Annotated in this window: 17 protein-coding genes; 8 read left to right on the top strand and 9 right to left on the bottom strand. The window is 65.2% G+C overall.

Features of this window, described 5'->3' with window-relative positions; all coding sequences use genetic code 11:
• Positions 1–9: 9 nt before the first annotated feature.
• On the bottom strand, positions 10–480 hold the full coding sequence (locus AB4Z43_RS31490) for an NUDIX domain-containing protein (protein WP_027047067.1): 471 nt from the start codon (positions 478–480) through the stop codon (positions 10–12).
• 186 nt (positions 481–666) lie between these two features.
• Here AB4Z43_RS31490 and AB4Z43_RS31485 point away from each other — a divergent pair, with 186 nt between their 5' ends.
• Positions 667–1,197, top strand: coding sequence for a sterol desaturase family protein (locus tag AB4Z43_RS31485; protein ID WP_441940648.1), 531 nt, complete (start codon positions 667–669; stop codon positions 1,195–1,197).
• A 26-nt stretch (positions 1,198–1,223) separates the two neighbouring features.
• Here AB4Z43_RS31485 and rsgA read toward each other — a convergent pair whose 3' ends face one another.
• Positions 1,224–2,264, bottom strand: a complete 1,041-nt coding sequence (gene rsgA / locus AB4Z43_RS31480; RefSeq protein WP_019859375.1) for a ribosome small subunit-dependent GTPase A — start codon at positions 2,262–2,264, stop codon at positions 1,224–1,226.
• Positions 2,265–2,447: 183 nt separating this feature from the next.
• Here rsgA and AB4Z43_RS31475 point away from each other — a divergent pair, with 183 nt between their 5' ends.
• A complete protein-coding gene (locus tag AB4Z43_RS31475; RefSeq protein WP_441940646.1) occupies positions 2,448–2,780 on the top strand; it encodes an excalibur calcium-binding domain-containing protein in 333 nt (110 codons plus the stop codon).
• A gap of 1 nt (position 2,781) precedes the next feature.
• Here AB4Z43_RS31475 and dinB read toward each other — a convergent pair whose 3' ends face one another.
• Positions 2,782–4,029, bottom strand: coding sequence for a DNA polymerase IV (gene dinB, locus AB4Z43_RS31470; RefSeq protein ID WP_202379920.1), 1,248 nt, complete (start codon positions 4,027–4,029; stop codon positions 2,782–2,784).
• A 207-nt stretch (positions 4,030–4,236) separates the two neighbouring features.
• Between dinB and AB4Z43_RS31465 the strand changes: the two genes are divergently transcribed.
• Positions 4,237–4,947 carry a DUF899 domain-containing protein gene (locus AB4Z43_RS31465; RefSeq protein ID WP_064981975.1) on the top strand — a complete coding sequence of 237 codons (711 nt, stop codon included), beginning with the start codon at positions 4,237–4,239 and terminating at the stop codon, positions 4,945–4,947.
• A 65-nt stretch (positions 4,948–5,012) separates the two neighbouring features.
• Here AB4Z43_RS31465 and AB4Z43_RS31460 read toward each other — a convergent pair whose 3' ends face one another.
• The gene (locus AB4Z43_RS31460) at positions 5,013–5,435 is read right to left on the bottom strand and encodes a winged helix-turn-helix transcriptional regulator (RefSeq protein WP_064981832.1); all 423 of its coding nucleotides are present in this window, start codon (positions 5,433–5,435) and stop codon (positions 5,013–5,015) included.
• 111 nt (positions 5,436–5,546) lie between these two features.
• On the opposite strand from AB4Z43_RS31460, the gene AB4Z43_RS31455 reads away from it, so the two are divergent.
• The 4 genes from AB4Z43_RS31455 (at position 5,547) to AB4Z43_RS31440 (ending at position 9,311) form a co-directional block, all read left to right on the top strand.
• On the top strand, positions 5,547–6,134 hold the full coding sequence (locus AB4Z43_RS31455) for a dihydrofolate reductase family protein (protein ID WP_064981831.1): 588 nt from the start codon (positions 5,547–5,549) through the stop codon (positions 6,132–6,134).
• A gap of 122 nt (positions 6,135–6,256) precedes the next feature.
• A complete protein-coding gene (locus tag AB4Z43_RS31450) occupies positions 6,257–7,138 on the top strand; it encodes an SDR family oxidoreductase (RefSeq protein ID WP_038647980.1) in 882 nt (293 codons plus the stop codon).
• A gap of 105 nt (positions 7,139–7,243) precedes the next feature.
• A complete protein-coding gene (locus AB4Z43_RS31445) occupies positions 7,244–8,197 on the top strand; it encodes an alpha/beta hydrolase (RefSeq protein ID WP_019859366.1) in 954 nt (317 codons plus the stop codon).
• 88 nt (positions 8,198–8,285) lie between these two features.
• Positions 8,286–9,311, top strand: coding sequence for a sigma-70 family RNA polymerase sigma factor (locus AB4Z43_RS31440; RefSeq protein ID WP_223217703.1), 1,026 nt, complete (start codon positions 8,286–8,288; stop codon positions 9,309–9,311).
• Here the strand turns inward: AB4Z43_RS31440 and AB4Z43_RS31435 are convergent.
• The 5 genes from AB4Z43_RS31435 to AB4Z43_RS31415 all read right to left on the bottom strand — a co-directional run bounded on the left by AB4Z43_RS31435 (position 9,264) and on the right by AB4Z43_RS31415 (position 13,257).
• The gene (locus AB4Z43_RS31435) at positions 9,264–10,007 is read right to left on the bottom strand and encodes a 2OG-Fe(II) oxygenase (RefSeq protein ID WP_019859364.1); all 744 of its coding nucleotides are present in this window, start codon (positions 10,005–10,007) and stop codon (positions 9,264–9,266) included. The genes AB4Z43_RS31440 and AB4Z43_RS31435 overlap by 48 nt on opposite strands.
• The gene (locus AB4Z43_RS31430; protein WP_069092596.1) at positions 10,004–10,558 is read right to left on the bottom strand and encodes a methylated-DNA--[protein]-cysteine S-methyltransferase; all 555 of its coding nucleotides are present in this window, start codon (positions 10,556–10,558) and stop codon (positions 10,004–10,006) included. The genes AB4Z43_RS31435 and AB4Z43_RS31430 overlap by 4 nt, the downstream gene beginning before the upstream one ends.
• A gap of 311 nt (positions 10,559–10,869) precedes the next feature.
• Positions 10,870–11,079 carry a hypothetical protein gene (locus AB4Z43_RS31425; protein WP_223217704.1) on the bottom strand — a complete coding sequence of 70 codons (210 nt, stop codon included), beginning with the start codon at positions 11,077–11,079 and terminating at the stop codon, positions 10,870–10,872.
• 18 nt (positions 11,080–11,097) lie between these two features.
• Positions 11,098–12,225: a bifunctional DNA-binding transcriptional regulator/O6-methylguanine-DNA methyltransferase Ada gene (gene ada, locus AB4Z43_RS31420; RefSeq protein ID WP_064981825.1), complete on the bottom strand. Its 1,128-nt coding sequence runs from the start codon at positions 12,223–12,225 to the stop codon at positions 11,098–11,100.
• Between the two features lie 339 nt (positions 12,226–12,564).
• A complete protein-coding gene (locus AB4Z43_RS31415) occupies positions 12,565–13,257 on the bottom strand; it encodes a winged helix-turn-helix transcriptional regulator (RefSeq protein WP_064981824.1) in 693 nt (230 codons plus the stop codon).
• Positions 13,258–13,433: 176 nt separating this feature from the next.
• Between AB4Z43_RS31415 and AB4Z43_RS31410 the strand changes: the two genes are divergently transcribed.
• On the top strand, positions 13,434–13,760 hold the full coding sequence (locus AB4Z43_RS31410) for a DUF1330 domain-containing protein (RefSeq protein ID WP_027047064.1): 327 nt from the start codon (positions 13,434–13,436) through the stop codon (positions 13,758–13,760).
• Positions 13,761–13,795 lie beyond the last annotated feature (35 nt).

The raw sequence follows: 13,795 nt of genomic DNA, 5'->3' as shown, positions 1-13,795 counted from the left end.
CGCCGGCAATCACCCGATCCCCAGCCGCTTCGCCAGATCCGACAGCATCGGGCGCTGGCCCTGCAGAAGTTTTACCTCCGCCTCCGGCAGGCTGAACCAGCCGGCCCTGTCGACCTCCGGAAATTCTTTCATCGACCCAGATCGCGGCGGCCATTCCATGGTGAAGCTGTTGCTCTTGATCGTGGCGACATCGATCTCGGTGCTAGCCTCGACCGACCAGGCAATGACGATCTTGCCGCCCGGTTGCTTGTAGTCGCCGAGGCGCGCGAAGGGGCCGTCGATTGTGATGCCGAGCTCTTCCCCGGTCTCGCGTTGCGCTGCCGCCAGTTCGTCCTCGTCCTCGTCGACGAGGCCTTTCGGGATCGACCAGGCGCCGTCGTCCTTCTTTGCCCAGAACGGGCCGCCCGGGTGAACCAGAAGCACCTGGATATCCCCATCGTTTCGACGATAAATCAGCAGGCCCGCACTGCGTTTTGCCATTTTTGCATGTCCGTTTGCGGCGCCGGTGCGAGGCCCGCCGATTCTTGAGTCGATCATGCGTGCTGAACTTGCACCGGGAAATTGCGACGCTATGTCAGATGCATCTGCATTGCACCTCATCCGCGAGTTCGGCAATCTGATAGCATCGATTCTGGGGCGGCGTCGAAATCAGTTGGGGCGTCCGGAATGCAACTCGGTCTGATCGGCTACTATAGCGATTTCGTGGTCTATCCGCTGGTGATCGCCCTTCTGGGCGTGGCTGGGCTGATCGAGGCCGGGGAGGAGAGTGCGCCGGACTGGATCGGCACGGTGGTGATCTGTCTCGGCCTTTGGACGTTGATCGAATACGTCCTGCACCGCTTCGTCCTGCATCATGTTCCCTACATCAGGGAACTGCACGACCGTCATCACGTCGAAGAGCGCAGTCCGGTGGGCACGCCGACCTGGCTCAGCCTGGGCGTGCATGCGTTGATCGCGCTGCCCATCTGGTTGCTCTCGGATTTCGCGACCGCCAGCGCGGTCGGCTGCGGGCTGATGCTGGGCTATCTCTGGTACATCAGCGTCCACCACATGATCCACCACTGGCATCCCGCCCATCCCAGCTATCTCTACACGCTCAAGCGCCGCCACGCGGTGCATCACCATATCGACGACAACGCCAATTTCGGCGTGACGTCGCTGTTCTGGGATCGGGTTTTCGGCACGGCCCGGCTTTGAGGGCAGTAGGGCAGTAGGGCAGCCGTTCAACGTCGCTTGCCGCGGCCGGCGGGTGACTTGGCGCCGCGAGGTCCCGTCTGAACCGGCGTGTTGTTCTGGTTTTCGTCGGACAGTTTGCGCCAGCGGGCCAGGCGCTCCGGATCGAGCGTGCCGGCCTTCGACGCTGCCTGCACCGCGCAGCCCGGCTCGTGCATATGCGTGCAGTCGCGGAACTTGCACAGCGGCGCCAACTCGGTGATTTCGGCGAACAGCGTGTCGATGCCGTAGGCGACGTCGCTGACCTGCAGCGTGCGCATGCCCGGCGTGTCGATCACCCAGCCGCCACCGGCAATGGCATGCAGCGACCGCGCCGTGGTGGTGTGGCGTCCCTTGGCGTCGTGTTCGCGAATGGCGCCGGTCTGCTGCGGTGATTGCTGCGCGGATCCGGCCAACGTGTTGACCAGTGTCGATTTGCCGACGCCGGAGGAACCGATCAGCGCCACCGTCTGCCCCGCGCCGCACCAGGCCGCGAGTGCGCCCGCGGCGTCCGCGATGCGCGGGTTCAGCGTCACCACGGCCAATCCGCGCTGCAGCGCGGCGGCCTGGCTTTGGTACGCCTCGGCGTCCTCGGCCGTATCGGCCTTGGTCAACAGGATCACGGGTGTCGTTCCGGCCTCGTTGGCCAGCGCCAGATAGCGTTCGAGCCGGGCGATGTTGAAGTCGGCATTGCAGGACGTGACGATGAACAGCGTGTCGACATTGGCCGCTGCCAGCTGTGGCCCCCTGCCGCCCTGGACGCGGCGCTCCAGAACCGTCTTGCGGGTCAGGCGACGCCGCAGAAGGTGACTGTGCGGCTCGACCAGCACCCAGTCGCCGACGGCGTAGTCGCCGGTGGTGGCCTGCGGCGCCAGGGACAGGTCGGTTTGTCCCGTCTGCGACAGGCCGCTCAGCCGGTCTCGATGGACCATGGCAATGCGGGTCGGGATGAGGTCTGCATCGCCCGGTTCAAGCTGGTCGCCGAAAAATTCCGACCATCCAAGGCCGGCAAGGGAGGGGGAAGAGGCCGTCACGGCTTCGACCAAGGGCACGGCGTCGCTGACATCGGACAGTGTTCCCGGCAGGATGGGAGAGGCGCGGACCTCTCGGGATGGGCGATCCGCCCGTCCCGCTGTATGGGCGGCACGGCGGGGTTTGGCAAGCGTTGCCGGTTGTCGCAACAGCCTGGTGAAGATAGATTTGTGTCGGGGTCTGAAGCAGGGGGCGCGCCGGGAATGCTTCTGCCATTCTTGCATTGGCCTGCAACTCGTCGCCACGGCAGGCTGAAATATCTGGCTCTTTTCGCGCCGTTCATCCTCTTGTCCGGCTACATCGCCTATGGCTTTGTCGGCATCCAGATTGACTCGCCGCTCGCCGCCTTAAGGCACTTTGCCGCGTTCCCCAACTGTGCGGCCGCCCGCGCCGTCGGGCTTGCCCCCGCGCGCAGGGGACAGCCGGGCTATTGGCCGACGCATGATGCCGACAAGGACGGGATCGCCTGTGAGCCTTGGCATGGGGGAAGCGGCAGCGGCGTCAGCGTGCATCGCTATTGGCGGACCGGCAGATAGCTCACAGTTCCTTTTCCGCCAGTTCCCTGAATTCGTCGGGCACGGAGCGCGCCGCTTCCAGCGCCACCGTGCCGTAGCCGACGGCCTGCTTGCCGAAGCGTTCGCGGATCTTGTCGATGGCGCGGTCGGCGCCGAAGCGGGCGAGGCCTTTTTTGCTGCCGGGCCGGCGCTTCTCGTCGGCGAGGCCAAGCGGCAGGTCGAGCTGCAGTTCCGCGCTTTCCTCCAGATGCGAGACCGAGATCGCCAGCAGCGAGATGGTCTTTTCGCGTGAATGGTCGGCGAGCACGCCGCGCACAAGGTCGCCGGCGATCTCGGCCAGCATGGTGGTCGCCGAGATAGGCTGATCCAGCGTGATCGAACGCGTGACGGCGCTGAGATCGGCAAAGCGCACGCGCACCGTCACCGTGCGGCCCGGCCGCGCCTTGGCGCGTAGCCGGCTGGCGACGCGGTCGGCCAGATGCAGCAGCGTCGGCACGATCACCTGCGCCACGGCAGGCTTTTGCCCAAGCGCCGATTGCGCGCCGGCCGAGTGTGCCCGGCGCCCGGTCTCCAGTTTCCGCGGATCGCGGTTCCATGCGAGAGCGGCGAGCTTTTCGCCGGCGGCGGGACCGAGCAGCCGCGTCAGCGCGCCGCTATGCGTCCTGGCCAGCTCGCCGATGGTCTCGATGCCGATTTCGGCCAGCCGCGCCTTGGTCGCCGGACCGACGCCCCACATCAACGAGACCGGCAAATCGTGCAGGAAGGCGAGTTCGTTGCCGGGGTCGACCACCACCAGCCCGTCGGGCTTGGCGACCTGCGAGGCGATCTTGGCCAGATGCTTGGTGCGGGCGACGCCGATCGAGATCGGCAGGCCGAGTTCGGCCCGCACGCGGCGGCGGATCTCCGTGGCGATCTCTTGCGGCTGCCCGAACAGATGCGTGCAGCCGGCGACATCGGCGAAGGCCTCGTCGATGGAAATGCGCTCGACCACCGGCGTGAAATCGTCGAGCACCTTGATCGCCGCGTCGCCCAGCCGCTGGTAGTGGCTGAAATTGCCGCCAACGAAGATCAGTTGCGGGCAAAGCTCGCGCGCCTTGCGCCCCGGCATGCCGCCGCGCACGCCGAAGGCGCGCGCTTCATAGGAGGCGGCGAGCACCACGCCGCCGCCGACCGCGATCGGCTTGCCGCGTAGCGACGGGTCGAGCAACTGCTCGACCGAGGCATAGAAGGCATCGAGATCGGCATGCAGGATGGTGGCTGTCGTTTCCATCCGGCTGCATATCCGCGGTTGCTGATGGATCGGAACGAATAGAGAACATAACATGTACATCTGTCAAGCGGCATGTCCGCGTCCGGCTGTATCGCCTGCTCTCTTCCCGCGAAAATTGCGCGGCCCATGTCGGATCGCGGTTTTCAACTACGTCTTCAAGACGGGCAACGAGGCTGTCAGCATGCCTGAATGCGGAAGGAGCACGACATGACCGACCACATCATCGCGCCTTACTCGGATTGGTTTGAAGCGCACAAATCGCATCTCGCAAAGGAGAAGGCGTTGACCCGACAGCGTCAACAACTCGCGGCGGAGCGGCGCGCGCTGCCGTGGCTGCGCATCGACAAGCTCTACGAGTTCGATACGACCCAGGGCAGGAAATCGCTGGCCGATCTCTTCGGGGGGCGCAGCCAGTTGATCATTTATCACTTCATGTTTCCGCCCAATGCGGACTATCGCTGCACCGGCTGTTCATTCCTTTGCGACCACATCGACGCCGCCAACCAGCATCTCAGGCATCACGACGTCTCCCTGGTCGTCTGCGCGCGCGCTCCCCTGGCCGAGTTCATGGATTTCAAGGCGCGGATGAATTGGCAGTTCGATTGGGTTTCGTCATTCGGCAGCGATTTCAATTTCGACTTCCAGGTGTCGTTCACCGAGGACCAGATCAAGTCGGGCAAGGTGCTGTTCAATTTCGAAGAGGTCGCGATGAAAGGCAGGGATCGCGGCGGCGCGACCGTTTTCTACAGGGATGACGATGGCACGATCTACTGCACTTTCCAGGTGCGGAGCCGGGGCGGCGAGAACCTGATCGGGACCTATAGCTATCTCGACCTCACTCCAATCGGCCGCAATGAAAACGGGCCGTCACATACGCTGGGCGATTGGGTTCGCCTTCACGACGAGTATGATGGCTGACGATCCGTTATCGCCGCGCGGTTGGGGCGCCTCGGCCTCGCGGCATCCTTCAAGAGTTTCGGCGATCATGTGTTCGCCAGATGTTCGGCCCGCAGCGCCGCCTTCATCCGTTCCAGCGCCGGCTCGCCGCCGGCCGCCAGTTCGTCGGCGGTGCGGGCGAGCTGATCGTCGGCCTTGCGGTGCTTGCTGCCCCAGGCGCCGAGCGTGGCCAGCACCGGCAACAGGTCGATGCCGGCTTCCGTCAGCCGGTAGATCGCCTTCAGCCCGTGGCTCGGATCGTCGCTGCGGGTGAGGATGCCTTCGTCCTGCAGGGTCTGCAGCCGCTCGGCCAGCGTGCGCGAGGAGATGCCTTCATCTGATTGCAGGAATTCGCGAAAATGCGTTTTCCCGGCGAAGACCAGATCGCGGATGATGAGCAGCGTCCAACGGTCGCCGAGCAGTTCCAGCGACAGGCTGATCGGGCAGCCGGACCTTTCGCGCGTCGACATGTCTATGGTTCCATTTTTAAATCACTTTACTCTTGACCCCATTTTTGCCTTGCGTCAATGGTTCCAAAAGTAAAGCAATTTTCTTTGAGCCGGACAGACGAGGAGACGACGATGAAGAAGCTTATCTTGCAGATGCAGATGTCGGTCGACGGTTTTGTCGGCGCCAATGACGACCATCGCTGGCAGCTCTGGGAATGGGGCGACGACATCGGCTGGGACCAGGAGCTGAAGCAGGATTTCAACACAGTCTTCGCCGGCATCGACACCATCCTGCTCAGCCGCAAGATGGCCGAGGAGGGCTATCTCAGCCATTGGGGCAATGCGGCGAAGAAGTTTCCACGCGATCCGTTCTACGCCTTCGCCCGGCGCGTCGTGGAGGTCCGGAAGGTGGTGCCGAGCGACAGGTTGAAAACCTCGCGCTGGGAGCGCACGGCGGTGGTGAGCGGCGACCTGCCGCGCCAAGTCGAGGCGCTGAAGGGAGGCGAGGGCGGCGACATCATCGTCTTCGGCGGCGCCGGCTTTGCCTCGTCGCTGATCGCGGCCGGACTGGTCGACGAGTTCCAGCTGTTCATCAATCCGGCCGTGCTGGGTGCCGGCCGCCGCATCTTCGACCAGGGCGGTTTTCGTAACCTCCGGCTGCTCGGCTCGAAAGCCTATGCCTGCGGCATGGTGGTCAACCGCTACGCCCCGGCGCGGTGAGGGGGCACGGCGAAGGTTCCCGTCAAAAAACTGTGTGGGCAGAATCCTTTGCCCTCGTCTCTTCGTCTTCAAGGCGCGGTCGCCGGTGGGGCGGCCGCCTCACTGCAGACGGAGAGATGACGATGATCCTGGTGACGGGTGCCACGGGGCTGAACGGCAAGGCGATCGTGCACGAGTTCGCGCGGCAGGGGCATGAGGTGAGGGCGCTGGTGCGCGATGCGGACCGGGCGTCAGTGGCGGGGCTCGGCGGCCTTGTCGGCGTCGAACTGGTCGAGGGCGACATGCGCCTGGCGGACACACTTGGCGCGGCACTCGACGGCATCGACCGCGTGCTGATGATTTCGACCGCCGCCGACGACATGACGGAAACGCAGTGCCGTTTCATCGATGCCTGCGGCCGGGCCGGCGTCGCGCATGTGGTGAAGTTCTCCGGCGCCGAATCCAACATCGGCTACGATGCGAAGAGGTTCCGCTTCACCCGCATGCATGAGGAGGTCGAACGCTATCTGGAGGGGGCCGGCATGGCATGGACGCATCTGCGCCCCAGCCAGTTCATGCAGGTGTACCTGCGCGATGCACCGACCATTGCCGCCGAGGGCGCCTTCTATCTCGCGCTCGGCGAGACCGAACTGTCGCCGGTCGATGTCGAGGATATCGCCAAGGTGGCCTTCCGGCTGCTGCGCGATGGCGGCCATGAAGGCGAGAGTCTCGATATGACCGGGCCGCAGGCGCTGACGATGAGCGATATCGCCGCACTGATATCGCAGGCGATCGGCAAGCCGGTTCGCTATATCGATGTCAGCCCCGCAGAGCGGCGGCGCAACCTGCTGGCCAGCGGCGTCCCGGCCGGCTTTGCCGATGCGCTGGACGAACAACTGGCCGAGCGGCTGCGACGGCCGAAATCGCGGGTGCATCTGGTGACGCACGACATGTTCGGTGTGCGGCCGACGCCGTTCGTCGAATTCGCCCAACGCCACGCCGCGATGTTTCGGGGTGAGGGCTAGCCGGGGCGGAAAATCGTCCGCGGCGACGTATCCTTTTTGTCGGCCCATCCGTCTCTGCTTCTCGAAAGGTCGCGCGGTCCGCGATCCGTAACCCAGGAGAGCATCATGGCGAGCATCGAGAGCGAAGCAAACAGGAACCACTACGCGGCGATCGGCGCCAATGCCGGCAAAATGAGCCCGCAGGCATTCGTCGAGTTCAACGATGCCAGTTGGACGGCGCTGACCGGCGAACCCGGCGGCGTCGACTATGTCGAGGTGGATGCCGGCGGCGTGCCTGCGCTATGGGTCGTGCCGAAGGGCGCGGACGAGCGGCGGGTGCTGTTTTATGCGCATGGCGGCGGCTTCGTCGGCGGCTCGATCTACACCCATCGCAAGCTGGTCGGCCATCTGGCCAAGGCCGTCGGCTGCCGGGCCTTGCTCTATGGCTATCCGCTGGCCGACCAGGCCAAGTATCCGGCCCAGCTCGAGGCGGCGATGACAGCCTGGGACTGGCTCATCGACCAGGACTTCGATACCAGGCGGATCGCGCTTGCCGCGGATTCCTGCGGCGCGGTGCTGACCTATGGCGTCCTGCAGCGGCTGCGCGCGCGGGAGCGGCCGCTGCCGGCCGCCACGCTGATCATCTCCGGCTGGTTCGACATGGCGCTGACCGCCACCAGTTACGAAACCAACCGTGAAAAGGATCCCTTCTTCGCCAAGGGAGGCGTCGACTGGCTGGTGACCAACTTCATCGGCGACTACGATCGGCTCGATCCGGAGGTCAGCCCGCTCTATGCCGATTTGAGTGGCTTTCCGCCGGTCTTCCTGCAGGCCGGCGCCGACGAGACGCTGGTCGACGAAAGCCGCATGTTCGCCGAGCGCGCGCGGCAGGCTGGCGTCGAGACGCGCCTCGACGTCTTCGACGACATGCTGCACTCCTTCCAGATGATGGCCGGCCGGGCGCCGGAGGCCGACGACGCGATCGGCCGCCTCGCCGCCTGGGTGCGGCCGAGGCTCGGGCTGCCGGATGCCGGTGACAATGCCGTCAGCGGCAAGGTCGCCGGCGGCAAGGCGGCGTAGGCATGAGAGGGCCGATCGGGTCGCACTTCGGGCTTGTGGATGCGCAGCGCTTGCGCAATGCTGCGGTGACGCTGAGCGACGTGCCGCGATGAACCAGCAGATCCGCAATTCCCCTGAGACGAGGCAAGGCATCGAGCCGCGCCTCGACCCCGAAGGCCTGTTCGACCTGCGCTACAGGGCGTTCCTGGAGACGGTCTCGCATTTGCGCGTCCGTCTGCACCGCTATTGCGCGCGCATGACCGGCTCGGCCCTCGATGGCGAGGACATCATGCAGGAGGCGCTGTTCGAGGCCTATCGCAAGATCGGGCTGCTCGACGACACACAGGCGCTGCGGCCGTGGCTGTTCCGCATCGCACATAACAAGTGCATCGACTTCATCCGCACCCGCCGCACGCGGCTCAAGGCCGAAGCTGGCTATGCCAGCGATGAGATCGTGCTGCCGGTCGAACCCGCCGGTGCGGGCGCCGGCCGCGCCATCGAAAGGCTGGTGGTGCACCTGCCGCCGAAGGAGCGCGCCTGCGTGCTGCTCAAGGATGTCTTCGACCATTCGCTGGAGGAGATTGCCGGCCTGGTCGGTTCGACATCGGGGGGCGTCAAGTCGGCACTCAATCGCGGCCGGGCCAAGCTCGCCGCCTTGCCGGCGCAACCGGTCGCGGCGCCGGCGCACGATCCCGAACTGGAGCGGCTGCTTAGCCGCTATGTCGAGCTCTTCAATGCCAGGGACTGGGACGGGGTGCGGGCGCTGACCAGCGCCGACGCCCGGCTGCGGGTTTCGGACTGCTACAACGGCCTGCTCTCCGACTCGCCCTATTTCGTCGAGTATGAGCACGGCGAGCCCTGGCGCATGCGGCCAGACACGATCGAAGGGGAGGCCGTGCTGGTCGTCGACAGGCGCCATGGCGAGCTCTGGCGGCCAGCCTATTTCGTGCGCGTCCATGCCGACGGCGGCGTCATCGACCGCATCGCCGATTATTACGCGTGCCCGTGGATCCTGGAGATGGTCTTCGGCGACGCGGAACGAGGCGGCGCTTTCCCTTCTCCACAAGGGGGGGAAGGTAAGAAACGCTCACTTCGCATCGTGAAAGATAATGCCGACCGTGTGGCGCATGCCTGAGCGCAGGCGGCTGACACCGTGGCGCAGGTTGACGCGGTAGTTGCCCTTGGTTCCCTGCACCGGCCGGTTGTGGACGGCGAAGGCCACGGCGTCGCCCTGGCGCAAGGGCACCACCTCGACCCGGCTCTGCATGCGCGGCCGCTGTTCGGTCAGCACGAATTCGCCGCCGGTGAAATCCTTGCCCGGCTCGGAGAGCAGGATCGCCACCTGCAGGGGAAAGGCGAGGTCGCCATAGAGATCCTGGTGCAGGCAGTTGAAGTCGCCGGGGACATATTGCAGCAAAAGCGGCGTCGGCCTGACCTGGCCCGCGGCGTGGCACTGGTCGAGAAATTCGGCATGCGTGGCGGGGTAGCGCAGGGGGATCGCCATGCGCTCGTTCCAGCGGTTGGCGACCTCGGCCAGCCTGGGATAGAGCGCGCTGCGCAGGCCGCCGACGAGGTCGGGCAAGGGATAGCGGAAGTAGCGGTATTCGCCCTTGCCGAAACCGTGCCTGGCCATGTGGATGTGGCTGCGGAAATGCTCTTCCTTGATGTAGAGGCCGGCGATCTGCCGGCACTCCTCAGGCGAGAGCAGTTTTTGCATCACCGCGCAGCCGAAGCCGTCGAGCTCGGCGGCCAGCGCTGGCCAGTCGTAAATGGCGACGCGTGTTTCGGCGGCTTCCACCGCCGCTGTGGCAACCTTGGCATGGGCGTTCATATCGCGGCCTCCTTGTCGAGCAGAGCGCGCTTGCGTTCGATGCCCCAGCGGTAGCCCGACAGCGTGCCGTCGGCGCGGACCACGCGGTGGCAGGGAATGCCGAGCGCGATGGCGTTGGCGGCGCAGGCGGTCGCCACGGCGCGCGCGCCGTACGGCTGGCCAAGGCGCCGGGCAAGCGCGGTGTAGGTGATGGTGGCGCCGCAAGGGATGGCGCGCAGCACCTCCCACACCCTTTGCTGGAATGGCGTGCCGTGGCGTATGTCGAACGGCAGGTCGAGGCCGGCGCCCGGCGTTTCGATGAAGCGGGCAATCGCGGCGAGATCATCGTGGAGGGCACCCTTGTCTTCGACCAGCACCTTGCCGGGAAAGCGGTCGGCGAGGTCCTGCTCCAGCGCGTCGGCGTCCGAGCCGATCAGGATGGCGCAGACGCCGATCGCGCTGCGCGCCGCGAGGATCTTGCCGATCGCGGATTGGCCGACGGCGTAGGCGATGGCGTCGAGGGTGGCAGCGTTGCTGGCTGTCGCGGGCATGTGGGTTTGCATCGGGTTCATTGTCTTCACTCCTGTGTCTGTGGCTGAACCCTAGCTGTGTGCCTTGCGTCCCTCACTCCGATGCTTGCTTTCAAATTCAAATCTCGGGTTTGAGGTAAGCACCCTACGGCGCCCCCCTCTGTCCTGCCGGACATCTCCCCCACGGGTGGGGAGATTGGCAGCTTTGGCGCCACGCTCCTTGCTGCAACGTTGAAAATTGGCGAAGCCGTGATCACAGCCGATCTCCCCCCCTCGTGGGGGAGATGTCCGGCAGGACAGAGGGGGGCGCCGTAGAGCGCTGATTTGGACTATTTCGCATTTCACCGAGAATGTCAGGCAACACGCGTGACGGACACCTCACCCAGCACGAACACCTCGCCACTCAACAACCGCAGCTCAACCTCGCCACTCGCGGTGCGGCTCCACTCGGCCTTGCCATCGGCGACAAGCCTGCCGATGGCGGCCAAGACCTGTGTCTTCGCGTCTATGGCAGCACCGTTGGCGATCTCGATGTTCGCACCGGCGGCGGAAGGCCTTGCCATCGTGCGCATCGCCGGTCGTCACGCCCGCGAAGACCGGTAGGCCCTGTCGGCGGCCTTCGCCGACCCGTGGGCCTCGCGGTCGAGCAGCGCGCGCTTGCGCTCGGCGCCCCAGGCGTAGCCGGACAGCGCGCCGTCCTTGCGGATCACGCGGTGGCAGGGAATCGCGACCGCATGGGCGTTGGCGGCGCAGGCGGCGGCGATGGCGCGGGTTGCCTTGGGAGCGCCGATGCGCTCGGCGATCTCTGCATAGGAAACCGTGTTGCCGACCGGTATGTCCTGCAAGGCCTGCCAGACGCGCTGCTGGAAGGCGGTGCCGCGCACGTCGAGCGGCAGGTCGAGGCCGAGCTGTGGGGCCTCGACGAAGCCGACGACGCGGGCGACCAGCGCCTCGTAGTCTTGGTCGCCGCCGATCAGCCGCGCCTTGGGGAAACGGTCCTGCAGGTCGCGCACCAGCGTGTCCGGATCGTCGCCGAGCAGGATCGAGGCGACGCCCTTGCGGCTCGACGCGACCAGTATGGCGCCGAGCGAGGTCTCGCCGACGGCAAAGCGTATGTCCTCATTGGCGCCGCCCGCACGATAGCGCGTCGGCGTCATGCCGAGCATGCCGGTGGATTTCTCGTAGAAGCGCCCGCTCGAATTGAAGCCGGCATCGTAGATCGCCACTGTGACGCTGGCGCCGTCTTCCAGGCCCTGGCGAACCCGGGCGGCACGGTGTGCGGCGGCATAGTCCTTCGGCGTCAGCCCGGTGATTGCCTTGAATACGCGGTGGAAATAGCCGGCGCTGCGGCCGGCGGCATCAGCCAGTTCAACGAGCGAGGGCTCTTCCTCGCTCTGTTCGATCCTGCGGCAGGCATCGGCGACCATCGCGGCATTGCCGGCCTCCAGCGAAGGGCCATCCGGGTTGCAGCGCCGGCAGGCGCGAAAGCCGGTCGCCTTCGCCCGAGCCAGCGTGTCGTGCAGTTGCACATTGGCAGGGTTGGCGCGCCGCGAGGGGCAGGAGGGCCGGCAGTAGACGCCGGTCGTCGCCACCGAATACCAGAATTGTCCGTCCGCGGATTTGTCGCGCGCCACGATGCGCGCCCAGCGCGGGTCGTCGGTGACCGGCAGCGGCGTGGATTTCAGGTCTTTGGCGAGAGTGATGAACATGCCGCATTGGAGCCGCTGGAAGCCGGCCCCGCCACCCGTTTCCTGCCAACAAAGAATATGACAAGATCGACCCGGAGAAGGTGCGATGGAAAACATTCGATCCCTTAAGACCGAAGCCGATTACGATTGGGCGATCGTCGAAATCACAAGATATTTCGATAACGAGCCGGAGGTCGGCTCGCTCGATGGTGACCGCTTCGATGTTCTCGCGACCCTGATCGAGACATATGAGAACAAGCGCTACCTGATTGAGGCATCCGATCCCGATGACGGGTCGCGTCCCAGCCGGATTCAAAGACTCGCTGTAAGCCTTTGTTTTCGCGGCATGGACCGGTTCTCCTACGCTGCCCGCTTGGGCTCCACAGCGAACGGGCTGAGCCCGAGCCAGGTCTGCATTTTCTTGCCGATAGCCTGGTCGCCGGTCAGGGAAACCTTCGCGCCGGCCTTCTCGACGGTCAGCAACCCCATCCAGATTGCCGTCATCGTGTGCAGGTCCGTCGCGACGTAAAGGTCGACATCAAAGCCCGGATCGTACCAGCACAAATCGACCTCGCCGTGCTTTTCGACGATCAGCCACCATGAGCGTTTGGACGCCGGCAGATCCTGATACAGAAATTGTATCACCGTGCGTCCTTCAGGGAGCGGCGAGGGGTTCAGATTGCGGCGCATGTCCCACATCAGCAGCGACGGATCGAGGTTCTTGAGCGACAGCCGGGACTCGACCCATTTCTGCCCCCAGAACCCCATTGCTTCGACGACGGGGCGCAAATCGCGGCCGGCCTCGGTCAGCCGGTAGTCGAAGATGCCTTTCTCGCCCGGCACCTCCTTGCGCTCGACGATCCCCGCCAGCTCGAGCTCCTTCAACCGTTGCGACAGAAGGGTCGGCGACATTTTGGGGACACCGCGGCGCAAATCGTTGAAGCGGGTCGAACCCGCCACCAATTCGCGCATCAGCACCATCGTCCAGCGGGTGCACAGCACCTCGGCGGCCATCGATAGCGGGCAGAACTGCTTGTATCCGTGCTGGGCCATGATCGGTGCTCCTTCCTCGAAGCTGGCCGAACATTAGGCCTTCATGAATGAAGCGGCCAGTACGGAAACTGTACCACCCCAGTACAGATCGCGGACTGGTTGGCGAGGGGCCGGCCATGCGAGCCCTTTGGCCGGTTGCACGGGATACCTCTGTGCGCCGCAACCAGGAGACGACCATGACTGCCTACGTTATCGCGGACATCAAGATGAACGATCCGAAATGGGTGCCGGCCTACGCGGCCTCGGTGCACGACATCGTCCATAAGCATGGCGGCAAATATCTGTCGCGCAGCGGCAATGTGAAGACGCTTGAAGGCAAGCCGCTCGAGACCACGCTGATCGCCCTGATGGCGTTCCCGTCGGAAGCGGCGGCGCGCGCCTTCACCAACGATCCGGCCTATGCGCCTTTCGTTTCGGCGCGCCGGGGCGGCAGCGACAGCCGCTTCCAGCTGATCGACGATACCGATCTGGCCGGAACGATTCCGTATCTGCCGAAGGGATGATCCTCCCCGGCATTCCTCTCAGCGATTTCGGGATC

The sequence above is a fragment of the Mesorhizobium sp. 2RAF45 genome (genome assembly GCF_052115225.1).
In the GTDB taxonomy this organism is placed as follows: Bacteria; Pseudomonadota; Alphaproteobacteria; order Rhizobiales; family Rhizobiaceae; genus Mesorhizobium; species Mesorhizobium jarvisii.
The sequence above is the reverse complement of the archived record's forward strand: the minus strand, read 5'-3'. Positions and strand labels throughout refer to the sequence as shown.

Excerpts from the sequence above, each read along its gene's own strand:
- AB4Z43_RS31450 (WP_038647980.1), top strand. The coding sequence starts at position 6,257 with ATGATCCTGGTGACGGGTGCCACGGGGCTGAACGGCAAGGCGATCGTG.
- AB4Z43_RS31430 (WP_069092596.1), bottom strand. The coding sequence starts at position 10,558 with ATGAACCCGATGCAAACCCACATGCCCGCGACAGCCAGCAACGCTGCC.
- AB4Z43_RS31475 (WP_441940646.1), top strand. The coding sequence starts at position 2,448 with ATGCTTCTGCCATTCTTGCATTGGCCTGCAACTCGTCGCCACGGCAGG.
- AB4Z43_RS31425 (WP_223217704.1), bottom strand. The coding sequence starts at position 11,079 with ATGGCAAGGCCTTCCGCCGCCGGTGCGAACATCGAGATCGCCAACGGT.
- AB4Z43_RS31485 (WP_441940648.1), top strand. The coding sequence starts at position 667 with ATGCAACTCGGTCTGATCGGCTACTATAGCGATTTCGTGGTCTATCCG.
- ada (WP_064981825.1), bottom strand. The coding sequence starts at position 12,225 with ATGTTCATCACTCTCGCCAAAGACCTGAAATCCACGCCGCTGCCGGTC.
- AB4Z43_RS31460 (WP_064981832.1), bottom strand. The coding sequence starts at position 5,435 with ATGTCGACGCGCGAAAGGTCCGGCTGCCCGATCAGCCTGTCGCTGGAA.
- dinB (WP_202379920.1), bottom strand. The coding sequence starts at position 4,029 with ATGGAAACGACAGCCACCATCCTGCATGCCGATCTCGATGCCTTCTAT.
- AB4Z43_RS31465 (WP_064981975.1), top strand. The coding sequence starts at position 4,237 with ATGACCGACCACATCATCGCGCCTTACTCGGATTGGTTTGAAGCGCAC.
- AB4Z43_RS31410 (WP_027047064.1), top strand. The coding sequence starts at position 13,434 with ATGACTGCCTACGTTATCGCGGACATCAAGATGAACGATCCGAAATGG.
- AB4Z43_RS31490 (WP_027047067.1), bottom strand. The coding sequence starts at position 480 with ATGGCAAAACGCAGTGCGGGCCTGCTGATTTATCGTCGAAACGATGGG.
- AB4Z43_RS31440 (WP_223217703.1), top strand. The coding sequence starts at position 8,286 with ATGAACCAGCAGATCCGCAATTCCCCTGAGACGAGGCAAGGCATCGAG.
- AB4Z43_RS31445 (WP_019859366.1), top strand. The coding sequence starts at position 7,244 with ATGGCGAGCATCGAGAGCGAAGCAAACAGGAACCACTACGCGGCGATC.
- AB4Z43_RS31435 (WP_019859364.1), bottom strand. The coding sequence starts at position 10,007 with ATGAACGCCCATGCCAAGGTTGCCACAGCGGCGGTGGAAGCCGCCGAA.
- AB4Z43_RS31415 (WP_064981824.1), bottom strand. The coding sequence starts at position 13,257 with ATGGCCCAGCACGGATACAAGCAGTTCTGCCCGCTATCGATGGCCGCC.
- AB4Z43_RS31455 (WP_064981831.1), top strand. The coding sequence starts at position 5,547 with ATGAAGAAGCTTATCTTGCAGATGCAGATGTCGGTCGACGGTTTTGTC.